The sequence below is a fragment of the Calothrix sp. CCY 0018 genome (assembly GCF_963920925.1).
In the GTDB taxonomy this organism is placed as follows: Bacteria; Cyanobacteriota; Cyanobacteriia; order Cyanobacteriales; family Nostocaceae; genus Rivularia.
Map to the genome: position 1 here is coordinate 94,878 of NZ_CAWUDI010000015.1, position 16,698 is coordinate 111,575.

Annotated in this window: 12 protein-coding genes and 1 pseudogene; 5 read left to right on the plus strand and 8 right to left on the minus strand. The window is 38.0% G+C overall.

The features are described 5' to 3' along the window. Positions 1-432 precede the first annotated feature (432 nt). Positions 433-1,209, plus strand: coding sequence for a YdcF family protein (locus ACM03V_RS13135; RefSeq protein WP_414621232.1), 777 nt, complete (start codon positions 433-435; stop codon positions 1,207-1,209). 244 nt (positions 1,210-1,453) lie between these two features. After that, positions 1,454-2,902: an FAD-binding domain-containing protein gene (locus ACM03V_RS13140; protein ID WP_414621233.1), complete on the plus strand. Its 1,449-nt coding sequence runs from the start codon at positions 1,454-1,456 to the stop codon at positions 2,900-2,902. A 96-nt stretch (positions 2,903-2,998) separates the two neighbouring features. On the opposite strand, the gene ACM03V_RS13145 is transcribed toward ACM03V_RS13140, so the two are convergent. Further along, on the minus strand, positions 2,999-3,556 hold the full coding sequence (locus tag ACM03V_RS13145) for a peptidoglycan-binding domain-containing protein (RefSeq protein ID WP_414621234.1): 558 nt from the start codon (positions 3,554-3,556) through the stop codon (positions 2,999-3,001). A 156-nt stretch (positions 3,557-3,712) separates the two neighbouring features. Here ACM03V_RS13145 and ACM03V_RS13150 point away from each other — a divergent pair. Next, positions 3,713-3,940 (plus strand): annotated as a pseudogene (locus ACM03V_RS13150) (FAD-binding domain-containing protein); the annotation flags it as partial. A 57-nt stretch (positions 3,941-3,997) separates the two neighbouring features. Here ACM03V_RS13150 and ACM03V_RS13155 read toward each other — a convergent pair. Further along, on the minus strand, positions 3,998-4,444 hold the full coding sequence (locus tag ACM03V_RS13155) for a sterol desaturase family protein (protein ID WP_414621235.1): 447 nt from the start codon (positions 4,442-4,444) through the stop codon (positions 3,998-4,000). Between the two features lie 290 nt (positions 4,445-4,734). On the opposite strand from ACM03V_RS13155, the gene ACM03V_RS13160 reads away from it, so the two are divergent. Next, entirely contained in the window at positions 4,735-8,769 is a 4,035-nt protein-coding gene (locus tag ACM03V_RS13160; protein WP_414621236.1) for a DUF2157 domain-containing protein, read from the plus strand. A 473-nt stretch (positions 8,770-9,242) separates the two neighbouring features. Here the strand turns inward: ACM03V_RS13160 and ACM03V_RS13165 are convergent, their stop codons facing one another. The 4 genes from ACM03V_RS13165 to ACM03V_RS13180 all read right to left on the minus strand — a co-directional run bounded on the left by ACM03V_RS13165 (position 9,243) and on the right by ACM03V_RS13180 (position 13,215). After that, the gene (locus ACM03V_RS13165) at positions 9,243-10,367 is read right to left on the minus strand and encodes a Gfo/Idh/MocA family protein (RefSeq protein WP_414621237.1); all 1,125 of its coding nucleotides are present in this window, start codon (positions 10,365-10,367) and stop codon (positions 9,243-9,245) included. A 596-nt stretch (positions 10,368-10,963) separates the two neighbouring features. Further along, positions 10,964-11,152, minus strand: a complete 189-nt coding sequence (gene rpsU / locus ACM03V_RS13170) for a 30S ribosomal protein S21 (protein ID WP_015121075.1) — start codon at positions 11,150-11,152, stop codon at positions 10,964-10,966. A 180-nt stretch (positions 11,153-11,332) separates the two neighbouring features. After that, positions 11,333-11,611, minus strand: coding sequence for an RNA recognition motif domain-containing protein (locus ACM03V_RS13175; RefSeq protein WP_414621238.1), 279 nt, complete (start codon positions 11,609-11,611; stop codon positions 11,333-11,335). Positions 11,612-11,952: 341 nt separating this feature from the next. Further along, positions 11,953-13,215 carry an aspartate aminotransferase family protein gene (locus tag ACM03V_RS13180; protein WP_414621239.1) on the minus strand — a complete coding sequence of 421 codons (1,263 nt, stop codon included), beginning with the start codon at positions 13,213-13,215 and terminating at the stop codon, positions 11,953-11,955. Positions 13,216-13,668: 453 nt separating this feature from the next. On the opposite strand from ACM03V_RS13180, the gene msrB reads away from it, so the two are divergent. Next, positions 13,669-14,082 carry a peptide-methionine (R)-S-oxide reductase MsrB gene (gene msrB / locus ACM03V_RS13185; protein WP_414621240.1) on the plus strand — a complete coding sequence of 138 codons (414 nt, stop codon included), beginning with the start codon at positions 13,669-13,671 and terminating at the stop codon, positions 14,080-14,082. Positions 14,083-14,314: 232 nt separating this feature from the next. Here the strand turns inward: msrB and ACM03V_RS13190 are convergent, their stop codons facing one another. Together ACM03V_RS13190 and ACM03V_RS13195 are read right to left on the minus strand one after the other, a co-directional pair. Continuing rightward, a complete protein-coding gene (locus tag ACM03V_RS13190) occupies positions 14,315-15,811 on the minus strand; it encodes a peroxidase family protein (RefSeq protein ID WP_414621241.1) in 1,497 nt (498 codons plus the stop codon). A gap of 217 nt (positions 15,812-16,028) precedes the next feature. Continuing rightward, a complete protein-coding gene (locus ACM03V_RS13195) occupies positions 16,029-16,604 on the minus strand; it encodes a Uma2 family endonuclease (protein WP_414621242.1) in 576 nt (191 codons plus the stop codon). Positions 16,605-16,698: the final 94 nt, after the last annotated feature.

Here is a 16,698-nt window from a genome sequence, read left to right on the forward strand (position 1 = left end):
CACATTCTACCATTTTCTTTGTGAGATGTTAATCTTTAATATAAATCCGTTCTATAAGAACAGGGTTTCAGACCCCCAGGAGATTTGATGAAGAAGGTATTATTTCGTTTGGGAAAAACTTACAAGAAGCAGGAAATATACTTTTAGATAGATATAAGCAGTTGATTGTTGCAAAACTAATGTAAATGTATCTCAAGTTACATAATTCCGGACATAATTAAACAAGATTTTCCGGGCAAAATAAGCTTTATTTAATTAATTTTGATCCAGAATTAGTAGTTTAAATTATCAACCATTAAATCAATTCCCTGTATAAACTGTATCTCCCTGAAAATAGTTGTAGGAAGGCTTTGAAACAAACGAGCATCTCCGCAGAAAAGTGGTTTAATATGGCAGAAAAGAGCATTCATATTTCTTAACAAAAAAAATCCAATGCTTGATCCTTCTTTATGTCATCGTCCTATTAGCCAGTGGCTTGAAATTAAATCCGCGATCGCCACTTGGCTAATGACTCCAATTCTCGTAGTATTGCCACTGTTATTTTTGATTTTCCTACCTTGGATTGTTCCCAGATTTCGTTGGAAACGCTTGTGGAGTGGATTCGGAACGTTATTATTAGTAACTTATTTTAGCGCTCAATTTCCTTTAACTACCGCTGTAGCAAATAAAGGTTTAGTTGCATTTATACCTCCAGATAGAGGTCAAACCGCAGATGCTATTGTTATTTTAGGACGCGGAGAAGCTTTTAGAAATTCCAGAGTTAAGGTTGCTGCAAATCTTTGGGAATCGCAAAGAGCGCCTTTGATTTTCGCTAGTGGCTCTGGTGATGGAACCGAAATAGTAAATAAATTAGAACGTATTGGTATTCCTTCAGAAGCACTCAACGAAGAACACTGTTCTCAAACTACTAAAGAAAATGCTTTATTTACAGCTTCCGTGCTACAGCCTCAAGGAATTAACCGCATTATTTTAGTCACAGATCCTCCTCATATGTTGCGATCGCTCTTAACATTTCGCAACGTCGGTTTTGAAGTGATTCCGCACAAAAGCCCCGTTCCCCATTTAACTCAAAGCAGAAAAGCAATGATGATGATTTATGAGTATATGGGCTTAGTTAAATACGGCTTGAATGGAGAATTAGCTCCTCAAAACATGGCTCAACAACAGCAGCCGCAAATTGTAGGGCAAAGGTTAGAGGTTAAAGGTTAAAGGTAATTTTGGATTTTGGATTTTGGATTTTGGATTGATGAATAAATTAATCCTAAAGTTTAACTAGTCAATTAATATTTATTTTCGGGGTTGCTGTAACAAACAGCGGCCTTATTTTATTTTCTGTATTAAAACTTGATGCTCCCAATGCCCAATCCCCAATGCCCTATTCCCAAATTCCAAAAGATGCTATTGTATTTGATTGTCTACACTTTAGTACAATAGAACTATTTAATTCAGATATATGTCCGATTTAATTTTGTTTTGGCATCGTCGCGATTTACGGATTGCTGATAATACTGGAATAGCGGCTGCATTAGAAAAAACTCGTAAGGTGGTGGGTGTTTTCTGTCTCGATCCTAATATTCTCAAGGGGGATGATGTTGCAGCAGTTAGGGTAACTTATATGATTGGCTGTTTGCAGAAACTTCAAGAAAGATACGCCCAATTGGGTAGTCAATTATTGATACTTTGGGATGATCCACTGCAAGCAATTCCTAAATTAGCTGGTGCTTTAAATTGTAAAGCCGTATTTTGGAATTGGGATGTGGAACCATATTCTCAACAGCGAGATGCAGGCGTTATCGATGCGCTTAGGGAACAAGGAATTGAATATTTAGAAAAGAATTGGGATCAATTATTAAAAGCACCAGAAGAAATACGTACTGGTTCCGATACTCCTTACACCGTTTATACTCCTTTTTGGAAAAATTGGATTAGTAAACCAAAAGGTTCTCCGGTGGAAATTGCCGATAAATTTGAGGGTTTGACAGCGGAAGAAGAAGAAACGGCAATCAAAGCGGGAGCAGTTGAATTACCGACGGCCTCATATTTAGGATTTAACTGGGATGGAGAATTAATTATTGAACCTGGGGAAGAAGCAGCGCTGCTGAGGTTGGAAGAATTTTGTTATAGCAATATTAATGAGTATCAGGAACAAAGAAACTTTCCGGCAATAGATGGTACATCAAGATTAAGTGCAGCTTTGAAATTTGGTGCGATCGGCATTCGTACCGTATGGAAAGCCACCGAAGACGCTCTAGAAAATAGCCGCAGCGACGAGTTAGAAAATAATATTCGTACTTGGCAAAAAGAAATAGCATGGAGGGAATTTTATCAACACGCAATGTATAATTTTCCGGAATTAGCATCTGGTGCATATCGGGATGCTTTCAAAAACTTTCCTTGGGAAAATAACGATGAACATTTTCAAGCTTGGTGTGAAGGAAAAACCGGATATCCGATTGTTGATGCTGCAATGCGACAACTAAATGAAATGGGCTGGATGCATAACCGCTGTCGGATGATTGTTGCCAGTTTCCTTACCAAAGACTTATTAATTAATCCTCAATTAGGCGAAAAATACTTTATGCAAAGATTAATTGATGGGGATTTATCATCTAATAATGGTGGTTGGCAGTGGAGTGCTTCCAGTGGAATGGACCCCAAACCAGTAAGGATTTTTAACCCTGCATCTCAAGCCCAAAAATTTGACTTTGAAGGCGAATATATTCGGCAATGGGTACCAGAATTAAGTTCGATGGATGCTGAGTATTTAGTAACAGGAAAAATTACACCTTTAGAACGTCAAGCTGTTGGTTATCCCGAACCAATTGTGGAGCATAAAAAACAGCAGAAACTGTTTAAGGAAATGTATAAAAATGAGAAACAGAAAATTGAAACGTTAGGTTAATCATAATTAAGGCATCTGGACAAAATTGTGTCAGATGTCGAAAAATCTTTATCTCCCTCTGCCTTCCTTTGCGCTTCCCTCCGCGCCCCTTTGCGTTTAATCTTCAGGTAATTGGATTATAGGAGAACCACTTTCTTCAGAAAAACGTTCTATATCAAAACCTTCAAGATGACCTTCAAATCGATTGAATCTTACTCGAACTTCATGATAACCAACCGCCGCAGAAATACCTCCTGATGGATCGCATTCCACGCGCATTAGAGTTTGCTCCCTGCCATATAGTTTATTAACATAAAAACTGCGGGTACAACCAAAACCACTAATAAACCTTTCTAAAGCTAGCTGATTTAGTGCAGCTACACCAATGGGACTATCAATCAAGGATTTAATTTCCTCGATTTCTTCTGACTCATTCATCCGTCGCCATTGATTTCGCACTAAGATATTTATCTGAGACCATGTACTTGGACCAACGATTCCGTCAGCAGTTAATCCACGAGCCTGTTGAAAATCAATTACAGCTTGCTTTGTTATTGGTCCAAAATTACCATCACTTGCGCCAGAATAATAATTAAGCTGTTTTAATGCGTCTTGTAATCTAAACACATCTGGACCTGTTGAGCCTTGTTGTAGTGTTACGAAAGTATTTGGCATCAGATTTTTCCCAAGTAGTATGATGTTATTTGCTACAAATACAATAGCCGGATTCCCGAAAACTTCAGTAGTTCTACTACCTAATTTTTGATGAATAAAAAAATTTTCCCCATATTTATTGCATTTAGCTTGTTCGGCTTTTTACCTCAAAAAGCTAATGCTGCATCTCAAGCCCAAAAATTTGACTTTGAAGGTGAATATATTCGGCAATGGGTACCAGAATTGAGTTCAATGGATACCGAATATTTAGTAACAGGAAAAATTACACCTTTAGAACGTCAAGCTGTTGGTTATCCCGAACCAATTGTGGAGCATAAAAAACAGCAGAAACTGTTTAAGGAAATGTATAAAAATGAGAAACAGAAAATTGAAACGTTAGGTTAAATAGAATTTAAATATAATTAAGGCATCTGGACAAATTATGCCAGATGCCAAAAAAGATTAATCTCTTTCCGATTTCTCTTTAAAATACTTTGGATGAATTAAAAGCAAACCGAAAGAAACCGCATCTTCTTTTTGATTGTGCTTATGGTGAGCTTGATGAGCTTCCCGCAAGGCAACAAATAATTTATTCTTTAATTTGTATTTATGTCTAATACGTCTGTGAATCAATACATCATGCAATATAAAAAATACGAATCCATATAACCCTATACCAACACCAATCCAAAAGCCCGGTTGAAAATTATCTATATAAGTATCAATTAAAACCATCGCGATTGAACCAAAGATAACTGAAAAGCAATCATTCAGTTCAAGAAATGTTTCATTTTTATGATGGTGGGTTTTATGTATGCTCCACAACACTCCATGCATCACATATTTATGGAAAATCCAGCCAAATAATTCAAACCCTACAAAACCTATAATTATAAACGGTAGCACCATTAAATTTAATAAATATTTTACAACTGTTCAATACTAAATATCGGTAAGTTCAACAGTTATTAAAAAGATAGCATCAATTTGAACAAACGATTAACTGCTTTTGAAACCATTTATAGAATTGGAAGCGGATACATTATCCCGCTGGGTGCCTCCAAAAAAATGCAAATTGTGTGACAATTATGGATCTGCATAAATATTTGATTCAACCCGCGAAGTGTCATAAACAACTTACACGAAGGTATACATCTACGGAATGATGTATATATTGTTTTACGAGGGTGAGTTACATTATGTCATCCAACTTTAATCGCCCGCTTAGTTTTGAAGTCAGGCTTCCTTCCGATCATCCGCATTTATTACAAGGGCTTGATGAATGGTTGCGTTTGAATTTGATATCCGACGCTCAAGTTAAACAGGTTTGCTGGGAATATCTTACTTGTAGCGTAATTCTACAGCCTCAATTTGCACCCCAAAGGCAAACCCAGACGGTTGCTGCCGAACCTCGTAAACCTGCGGAGAAACCGAAAGTAGCTGCTACACCAAGCTTAGTCAGTACCATGTGGCGATCGCTTATTGCAGAATTCAGCGTTCGTTGGCTGCTCTTTTTGGGAATGTTCACAGTAGTAGTTTCCTCTGGTGCGCTGGCTGCAAGTCAGTGGGAAAGATTTACGCCTCTGTTACAATATGGGGTTTTATTCGCTTATACCTTAAGTTTCTTTGGGCTAAGTTTCTGGACTGCTATACAAGCAAATTTACAGTTGACGAGTGGCGCTTTGCATATTGTCACAATGCTACTGATTCCCATCAACTTTTGGGCAATGGATGGCTTAGGTTTGTGGCGGAATCCCATAAGCTTGGTTTTAGTTGGTATTGCTGCAATTATCTTAACGGGAATAACTGCATTACTCTCCAAGCAGTCAATATTTGCCGGAAATGTTCCAGTTAGTAAGTTAAATTTTAAATTAACTCTGATAAATATTCTCGGATTAAGTTACCTGCATTGTGGTTGGAAGTTTTCCGGATTCCCCTTAATTGCAGTTTATTTAGCTTTTATTGGAACAGCTATAATTACCGTTTTTCAAAATCTTCAAGCTTCTAAGAAAGAGGGGGTAGAAAAAAATAAACTAGATCAATTCTCTTGGGGTAAAAATGTACCTGCTGCCGTAATTATTTACTCCTCAATAATATTGTTATTACGAGCAATTATTGGTGCTGGAATAAATGTTGCTCAACTAGGTTTAGCTATTGGTATTTGCGGCTGGTTGATAGCTTGGCTAGCTCAACGGGAAGCCAAGGAGACAAAGAAACAAAAAGAAATTTCTCCCCCCATCTCCCCATCCCCATCTCTCCCCCTTCGGGTTCGCCACTTCGCTCAACCGAGGGAGACGACCCACGCGAGTGGACTCACCACCTTCCCAGGGCAAACTATTGGCGGCATCTTACTATTCCTCGGTTGGTTTGTAACAGTTTGGAGTAATCCTTTACAAGCCATTGCTGTTAGCGGTTTGGGTTTGTGGTTTTTCCACAGTCGCTTAAATTTATATAGTTTAAGAAGAGATTTAACAGCTTTCTTTGCGATTGGCTTGCAATCAACTTGGTTAGGTTGGCGATTATTACCCGATGAATTTCAATCTTCAATTATTACAACTGCTACTCAATTTACTAATTCTCAAAATAATCCTTGGGCATTATTGAGTATAGGGCTTTTCCCCTATATCATTTTTATGTTGGCGTTTACAGATAATTTGAGAAGCAGAGAGAACACTATAAATAAACTCGATTTAGCAAGCTTTGGCGAAATATTAACCCTTATTTTAGGACTTGCTTTAACCGTAATCGCATTAGAAAATCCTGCATTACGCTCCCTCAACTTACTGTTATCTACAATTACCCTCTTCATCGTCACCCACCAACACTTTCACAAAATACCTTCTCCCTCCTCCCTACTTCCCCTCATTTACCTAACTCACATCACCGCAATACTTACCCTTTTTTCCTGGATAAATTTATTTTTCCCCAGTCTTTCACAACAAATTTGGGCAGTTGTTTGTTTGGTTGTAATGGTAGCGGAGTGGTTATTTAGCGTTGGTGATGGAATATGGAAAGAGACTGCATCGTATATAGGTTTGGCGCTTGCGGGTTTGAGTTACTTGCTGTTGTTGACGAATTTAGAATCGCCTGGGAATGGTATTTATATAAATCAATATATAAATCAATCAAGTTGGGGATTGACTTGGTTAGTCACGCCCGTAACCCTTACAGCTATTGCTAGTCGTAGTAGGGAAGGAAAAGAAAATAAGCAAAAAATTAGTGTTTTGGCGATTATATTTGCTCAATTCTTAACTTTAACGCTACCGGGAACTAGATTAATAAGTTTAGCTGTTGGTACAGCAGTGATGTTTGTTAATGCAAGATACTTAAAACATCAAAAATTTGCGGTAATTACGGTAGGTTTATGTTTAAGTTTCATTGCTGCTGCGGTATGGGAAAGTTTTTCTTTAACCTACGCAGGTTGGTTTGTATTGACTGCGGTTATTACTCTGTGTTTGTGGCTAATTCGCAAATTGTTGCAGCGAGGAAATGAATTAGCAATTATATATGCAGTCGCTACAGATTTTTGGGCAAGTACGCTTTGCGGTTGCGAGTTGTTATTTTTAAGCTTCCATGCAATTTCGATTTACTGGTTTGCTGAATCTAATATCTTATTATGTGCAATTTCCGGCGTTATTCTTTTAGCAGCTTTATCTTTTCGCCATTTCTACGAATTCACAAACTGGACATTTTACGGTATCGGGTGGGCTGTGGAATTGTTGCAATTGTACCTGATTGAGATATTAGAGTTTGGGGTATATCAAGTTACCAATGATGGCTCACCCCAACTCATTTATCTTGCTGTTGGGAATATTGGTTTAGGTTTGATTACGCAAATTTTAGGAAAATTGTTGCAAAGTAAGCACTATTCTGGAAAACTTCCCAACCGCTGGCGCATTCTACCATTGTTATATGCGGGTTTCGGGGTGTTGCTGCGCTATAACACTTTTGATAACTGGACTGGTTTATTGACGCTGGCTGTTGCTTGGATTGTAATTAGTATTGGAAGACGCAATAAAGAATTAAAGCCGCTGCTGTATTTAGGACTTATCGGGGTATCAATAGCTGCATACGAACTGTTATTCTATCAACTTAAGCAAGCTAGTGGTGGTGCAGTTGGTGATGGTTGGATTATTTTAGCTACCCTAGCTACAGGTATTGCCTATGCTTATCGTTCATTATCGAGCTGGTTAACAAGTTATTTAAAGCTAAGTTACCAAGAATTAAAGATGTTTGCCCATTTTCACTGGGCTTTGGGTAGCGTGTTATTAATAGCGACAATGGGTAATCCTGTAGAAGCCTATAAATTGGCATTAGCAACGGGATTATTATTAAGTCGCTACGCAATATTTGAAGGAAGACAAGGAAGAAATAGCGAGGAATTACCATCGCAACCAAATTCGAGAAAGATTGTAGAAGCAGATATTTGGGTTTATATCGGTTTAATCCAAATTGCTTGTTTCAGATACTTTATACCACCAGCTTCGATAGTCAGCGTTTTCTTACAGCAAATACGTCCTTGGATAGCAGGAGTTTCCTGCATAATCGGTTATTTCGTCTACATTTTACCGTGGGAGCGTTGGGGCTGGCGTAAAAAACCTTGGCAAATAACAGCATATATTCTGCCGTTATTTTATTTATGGGAAACCAGAATACAAATTTATTCTATTTCCTTATTACTTGTAGCCGGATACTATATTTTCATCGCTAAGATTACAACAAAATTCCGCTTTACCTATATCAGTTTAGGATTAGTAAATTGGGTTTTGTATCGTTGGTTTATCGATTTAAATTTAACCGATGCTTTGTGGTATATTTCCTCAATCGGCTTATCGTTACTATATATTGCTCAATTTGATTCGCAACTCAAACTACCGCAAAACAAAGCATATCGTCACGGGTTAAGAATATTAGCTAGCTCCATGATTTGTGGATATGCGACTCTATTCCATCAAAATACATTTTTAATCCCAGGAATCTTTAGTTTGATTGCGATATTCGCGGGATTAGCATTAAGAATACGTGCCTTTTTGTATATTGGCACGGCATCATTTTTAATTACAGCTTTCTATCATTTAGTAATCTTTACCCTGGATTATCCTTTCCTCAAATGGGTAGTAGGTTTACTAGTGGGAATTACATTGATTTTCATTGCAGCCAACTTTGAAAGTCGCCGTCAACAGTTAAATGTCCTGATTCGCAATATTAATAGTGAATTTAAAGAATGGGAGTGAATCAATTATCAATTATGTCAACGATCAATTATCGCTTTGGAATTAATTTAACAGCGGTTTTTGGTTGACTACAATACAAATTTTACTTACGCAAAGCTCCCCTTAAAAAGGGGGGTTGGGGGGATTTTAATGTCTAGAAGATTACACTTTCCCTTGTCACTGCCTAAGTCTTGTCCTTAAGCAGATGAGTGTATTATAAGAGCGCTAAATTACTATAGCAATCCTAAATGAATTGTAAGAAATTTTAAATATAATCTGGCGCTTTACCTTTTTGATTAATTTTCCATAGTTTGGAATCGTTATTTATATAAGTAGATTTATCGGTTTTTACTTAAATAATTACTATTTAAATCCCCTAAGTTATAAATACGCAAATTACAGCCAAACTAAGTATTATTACGCATAAAAAATAAAGACGCTGTATTACAACGTCTCTACATCAAGACTTATATTCAGTTGTTCACTGTTCCCTATTACCCATTCCCCTGCATATCTTTAGCATTTACAAAATTGTCTGGTGTATCAATACCGGGAAGCTGAATTACTTGCTCAATAGTTGGTCTTTTTTCTACTTTAAATTCACCTAGTTTTACCGGCTTTCCTGATTGTGCTGATTCAAGAATCGCACGCATAATACGAACATCTGCTAAACCTTCTTTTCCGCAAGGTTCGGGTTGTTTATTATTTAATACGCAATCGGAAAAATATTGAATTTCTGCACCAAATTGATCTCCTGCTGAAAATGACTGCTCTTGTTTTTCGCCGTCTACAGTAATTTCTTGTTTTAAATCGCCTGCATAGGTATAAGCGCTATCCATCCGCAAGTCCCCTTTTGTTCCTACTAATCGTAAAGTTGCAGTAGAAGATGCACCAAAGCTACTTGTAAAATTAGCTAGTCTTTCTTTGGGAAAACGCATGACAACGCTTGTCATTTCATCGACTTTTTCAAAGCGTTTTTCACCGTTATTAGCAATGAAAGCAAATACTTCTGTAGGTTCATCTTGGAATAAATAACGCGCTGCATTAATACAGTAAATGCCCATATCATAAAACGAACCACCACCGTTTTCAAGCGGCTCCGTCAATCTGATATTTCCTTCCTCAACCTGTTGAGAAAATACAGAATCAAAAAAGCGGGGTTCGCCGATTTGTCCCGATTGAGCTATTTTTACTGCTTCCATGTTTGCTTTATCAAAATGCAAACGATAAGCAATCATTAATTTGACATTGTTTTCTTTTGCAGCATTAATCATCTGCTCGCATTCATCCTCTGTTACCGCCATCGGTTTTTCGCAGAGAATGTGTACTCCCGCTTTAGCCGCTCTGACTGTATGTTCGAGATGCAGATGATTTGGGGAGCCGATATATACTGCATCAATATTTTCTTTTTTCAAACATTCTTCGTATTGTTCGTAGGTGTAAGCAGGAACGTCATACTTTTTACCTAGTTCTTCCTGTTTAGTTTCATCACCAGAAATTAATGCTGCTAATTCAGAATTGTTAGTATTAGGAAATGCTGGTAAAACGTCTTCTTGAACAATCCAACCTAAGCTTACAACTGCATAGCGTAATTTATTTTTACCATTTTGTGATGCCATAGTGTTTACCTATTTTTAGAAACTATTTATATCAATCGTTTCAATCTAAACACTTGAGCTTGTTACATCCATCTTCCCATTGATTGAAAACAGTTCGAGCATAGTTTCTGTCTACAGAGGAAGCGTAAAAACACAGTTAATGATATAAGTAAAGTTTTTTATAACTAATTAGAGCTTGCTGTAAAAAGTTTGTAGCTTGAATCAAGAATAGGGAACTCTTAACAGGCAATATGTGAAATCTCAAGATAAATCAAAATTTTCTGCTGCTTGGTTTTTTGGAATATTTTGCTTAATGCCTGTTATATTTATGACTTATATGTATATCGAAAGAAATTTGTCAGATACTAAGAAGCGATCTATTCTGCTTCCACAGCCTAAGCTTCAAAATAATATCCCTACTTGTGCTGCGGGAACGTCTTCTTTAAACAACTAAAACTGTAAAGCAAAAAGGGAAGACAATTACCAATGAACAATTAACAATTATTAATTTTTATTGATAATTGATTATTGATGACTGATAATTGACCTACCACAATGCTCAACTAACTAATTCTTGCAAAAACCAAGAAAATTTTAGACAATTTTGTTTATTGTCTTTAGTACTTAAAGCGTCTCTTGCGCTGCTTGGATCTGGCGATCGCCTTGCGCTTATGTTTTTGTAGAGGCGTTTCAAAATGGCGATGTTTCTTGATATCGGGCATGATACCAGCTTTAGAAACTTCGCGCTTGAATCTACGCAATGCTGATTCGATTCCTTCGTTTTCGCCTACAACTATTTGGGTCATTCTTTCTCCTAATTTAAAGTAACGCTGTCGGGTATGACAATTAATGCTCAAGTGTCAAGATTAGCATTAACTGCGAGCAAAAAAAGGGCAAACTCTAATTGTATGCCCTTTATACTCAAAAGTTAAATAATGTTTCAATCGAGTAAGGTAACGTCTATTATATCGTTCGACATCACTCACTTACCACCTACCACCACCACCGGAAGCGCTTCTTTCTGGCTTTGGCTTGGCTTTATTTACTCGTAGACTCCGCCCCATCCATTCAGCACCATCAAGGGATTCTATTGCTGTAGCTTCTTCTGCATCAGATCCCATTTCAATAAACGCAAAACCTCTAATACGCCCTGCTTCACGATCCATTGGTAAATAAATACTTTTTACTTCTCCATATTCGAGGAAGATTTGCTTTAGCTCATCTTCTACAACCTCATAAGAGAGATTGCCTACGTAAATCGACATACAACGTCTCCAGAATTAACAATTTGATGAGATTTACATCCGGAGAAGTCTGCAATACAGGCAGCAAACAAACTGAACCACCGAACTCAATCTTATGCCTTATACCATAACATAAATAGCACGGCTCTGTTGCGTCTATATAGTCCCTTTGTCATCAGCATTTGAACCGAAAAAATTCCGCTTTATAAAGGAAAATGCACGCATATCAATACCCGCCACAATTATTAAATGATAATTTAGATTTTCACCAAATTCATTTCAGATTTTGCGGAAAGTTTGGGAAAACAATAACTTCTCTCCCACAACTTTCTACAAAACCTCTAACCTTTAACCTTTGACCTCTAACCTACAACCTGCTTCATAACTCGATCAACAATCTGCAACGCAGCATCTACTTGGGCTTCCGTAACAATTAACGGTGGAACGAAACGAATAACCTTCTTCCCTGCTGGAACTAACAGTAAGCCTTCTTCCATCGCAGCTTTGACTACATCAATAGCATTTAACTCAATATCTGCCTGCAATTCCATTCCATTAATTAAACCCCAACCGCGTACTTCGGCAATATGTTCGGGATATTTTGCAGCAATATTTTGTAAGCCTTGGCGCAATTGTTCGCCTCTTTGGGTTACATTTTCTAAAATATTCTCTTTCTCTAAAGTATGACAGACGGCGATCGCCACGGCGCAAGCAAATGGATTCCCGCCAAAGGTGCTAGCGTGTTCTCCTGCTTCAAGTACGTTACAGAATTTCTTTGCCATCATCGCACCAATGGGGATACCACCACCTAAACCTTTGGCGCTGGTGAAAATATCCGGTTCAACTCCAAGGTATTCGTAACCCCACAATTTACCAGTTCGTCCCATTCCCACCTGTACTTCATCGAAAATTAATAAAATACCAGTTTCATCGCAAATCGAACGTAGCTTTTGAAAATATTTTACATCTCCAGGACGAACGCCGCCTTCTCCTTGTAACGGTTCTAACAAGATAGCACTGACACCATAATCACCTTCATCCAACTCGCTAATTGCTTCTTCTACGGCATTAATATCGTTATAAGGTACGTAATGGAATCCCGGCACTAAAGGTTTGAAGTTTTTTTGATACTTCGGTTGTCCTGTTGCGGTAATTGTAGCTAAAGTGCGTCCGTGGAAACTATCTTTTGCCGTTAAAATAATTGGTTTATCGATATCTAAAACGCTATGAGCGTATTTTCGCGCCAATTTGATCGCCGCTTCGTTTGCTTCGGCACCGGAATTACAGAAAAAGACTTTATCGGCACAGGAATTATCAACTATCCAACGCGCCAATTCTCCCTGTTCGGGAATGTAATATAAATTTGAAACGTGGTGTATTGTTTGAATTTGTCGGGTAACTGCCTCTATCAATGCGGGATGGGCGTGTCCCAAGGTACAGGTAGCAATTCCGGCAACAAAATCTAAATATTCTTTTCCTGCTGTATCCCACAAACGGCATCCAGCACCTTTTTCTAAGGCTATAGGGAAACGTCCGTAAGTGGACATGACAACTTCATCAAAGCTTTCTTTATTAAAAGGGGTAGATGACTGGTTGGCTTGTTGAACAAGAGTCTCAATGCTCACAGCTTAACTCCTGATAATTAGTATATTTACAGAATTTTAATCGATTAGGGAAATGAGAATGGTTACATAAAAGCAACTACACCCATTTTACCAAGATAGCAAAAACCTTCTTAATGCAAAATGCAATAAGTCTATATTGTAATGTGAATTACTTTTTTTGGAAATAGATTGCAAGGGGATAGGAGATTAGTATTAGGTTGCGCTAATCACCCGCAGCCTAGAAGGCTGGGGCTACAGTTACAAAGCCCACGCAGGTGGGCTGATTTAAGCGCATCTTTATACAGAAACGGTATTAGAAGCAACATACATTCAACTTCAAATCTAAAATCTAAAATCTAAAATCAAATAACTCCTAACTCTTCCCCCTCTCCCTTACTTAAGATAGTGTTATGTAACGAATTATTGCGGTTAAATATAGTTATATAGGCTATTGATTTCGGAATTTCAGTAATTATGACAACTTCAAGTAGTGAATTCAAAGTTAGTAAATCTGAGGAAGAGTGGAAGCAAGAACTGACACCAGAACAGTTTAAGGTGTTGCGGAAGCATGGTACTGAAGCTGCTGGTACAAGTTCTTTGGATAAAAATTATGACCAAGGAACTTACGTATGTGCTGCTTGTGGTCAACCTCTATTTAGTTCGGAAACTAAGTTCAATAGCGGTACTGGCTGGCCTAGTTTCTACGCACCAATGGATGATGCAGTTGAGACTTCGGTTGATAAAAAGTTATTTATGACTAGAACTGAAGTTCATTGCAGTAACTGCGGTGGGCATTTAGGTCATGTATTTGGTGATGGCCCGAAGCCTACCGGGCAACGCTACTGTATGAATGGTGTTTCGTTAGAGTTTAAGCCGGAAGAAGGTTAATTATGGGACTTACGCACGGGTAACGTAACTATAGTCATTGCGATGTAAGGAAGCAATCTCAAACGCCCTTATAATCGTAGCGAGTGCGTAAGTCCCGAATTATTACTTAATTCTGCGGTAATTGGGGTTAACTTTCGATAGCGAAATGTTGTGTTATCCCATTAAATATAGAGACGTGAAATTTCACGTCTCTACAAATGAATTTGTCACAATCAATAGTTGCTTTGTTTTCCTAACCAATAGCTACAGGTGAAGAAATATTAGCAGTGCGTTCGCCAATTGGATTAATGTCGCCAACAAAGTTTAATAAGTCGCTCATGGTAAAAGTTCCAGGGATTTGAGCGGGTAATGTTGGCTGCCAAGCTGGATTACAAGTTAAGAAAGAACTGCTATCAGCTTTGAGAAGTCCGACGAATACTTCGGCTAAAATACGACTTCCTACTTCTCCCAAACGATTTCCCTGTTGTTGAATTTGGGCTTCTTTAAGGATGTAGTACCACAGTGGAGATTCTATGTGAAAATTGTGTTTTTCAGCGACTATTCCATCTGCTCCGGTAGATATTTCTGCTTTAGTCAAAGGCTTAAATCTCATAAACCTAGCTACACTTTGACCAGATGGTAAACCCAGACTGCGACTTCTAAGTAAGTTTCTCACGGCGAGGGAACGAGGTTCTGGAATATTGGGTATCATCTTCAGAGGTTCAACTAAGAATGGATCTAGTTTGCGACTAAAGTTAACTGGCACATTCGCATCTATTTCATAGAACCTTCTCCAATCGATAATCCAGTCGCTAGGGATAGGAACTAAGTCGCCTGATTCAGCAGTGAATTGAAACAGTAGTTGTAAAGTTGCAGAAGTAACTCCACCATCACGAGGAGTGAAAACCCGATTGAAGTCGTAATCAGCACGCACCATACTGTGACCGAGACGGTAAGCAGCAACTGAAAATTCTACGGGAATAAATGGTTCTTCTCTAAATCTAAAGAAGCGTCTACCTTTGTTTAATGCCGCCTCTAACTGTGCTAAATCGATAATTCTAGTTAAAAAGTCGTTTAATACAATCCATTGATAGTGCCAAATCACTAACTCTCTAGCCTGTTCAAAAACAGACTTATCGGTGGAATTTATCGGCTGGATACTACCATCTTTAATACCCTTAACTACCTGATTATGAAACTTGAGAAAAGCTAAGTGTGTTTGAGCAACAATCAAATTTTCATCGTTGCGGGGATCTCCAATGATAGCGAGTTTGCTGGAAGCACGAGGAAGATCGTTGGGTAATTCTGTAGGAATAGAACTATCTCCACCTCCCGGTTCGCTATTTGTTTTCCCAATCAAAAATAAATCGTTGTCACTCACTTGATATAGATATCTTTGAGTTTTCGGGCCACCACCATAAACGCTATCTAAATCTAATCGTGGAGTGCGAAAATTTCTCACCGCTAATGGATCGACTAAAATTTCCTGTAAAGCGGTAGTATCAAAAGTAATATCGTGGTCGATAAACTGACCTAAATAGGTATAGCCTGCGGGTACATTTTGATTATCACCCTCAGTAGAATTAGAATCAGCATCATTCATTGCATCACCCAACTCAGTCAAACTTTCTGCCGAGGGTGTAAAAGGACGCAACTGAGGAAACATTCTTCCGAATTTACCAGTTTGTGCAAATTCACCTAAAGGTTGATTTTCACCAGTACGAGAACTAAATCCATGAAGTCTAGACATAATAATTACCTTTTATCGAGTTTAATTGGTGATATTTAACAACTATTCAAATAACGCTTTAGTCGCGCATATATTCAGTATGTTACAAACTTACTTCATGATGCAGTACCCGGAAGGGTGATATTTTATATGTATCAAATATTATTTAATTTAATAGATAAAAACTATACGGTAACAGGAAACTCAGCGCTCCTCTGGGTTACTTTGCGTCAAAAAATTACCAAATTTCAGCTAAATCCAAAACAAATCCCGTTAATATATCTTCACCCGATAAAGAAACGGGATTATCTAATATTTCAACATCAAAACCTTGTCTGTATACTTCTACTTTGCGATTTTTGCGGTCAATTAACCAGCCCAATTTTGCCCCGTTTTTAATATATTCCTGCATCTTTTCTCGCAACGGTTTCATATTGTCGGAAGCAGAACGCAATTCTACAACAAAATCGGGACATATAGGAGCAAAACCCTTTTTTTCTTCCGCTGTCAGTGCTTCCCAACGTTCTAATTTTATCCAAGATGCATCCGGGGAAAGTATTGCACCATTAGGTAAATGAAATCCCGTAGATGAATTAAAAGCTATTCCTAACTTAGTTTGACGATTCCAAATCCATAGTTGTGCAGTGATATTCGCATTTTTTGCTCCTGCTTCACCTCCAAATAAAGGCTTTATTCTCAATTCCCCTTCTTCAGTTCGTTCTAATCTTACATCGCGGTTGGCAGCTGCTAGTTTTTTGAATTGTGCGTGAGTGACTTTGAAGGCTTGGGGGATGGTAACGGTAGGGTTGAGCATAAGTTGAGGTTGGAATTATCAGTTATTTATATGGTGTCACAAGCTAAAGATTATGGTTTATAATGCAAATTTTTTAAGACTTACGCAGCGGCAA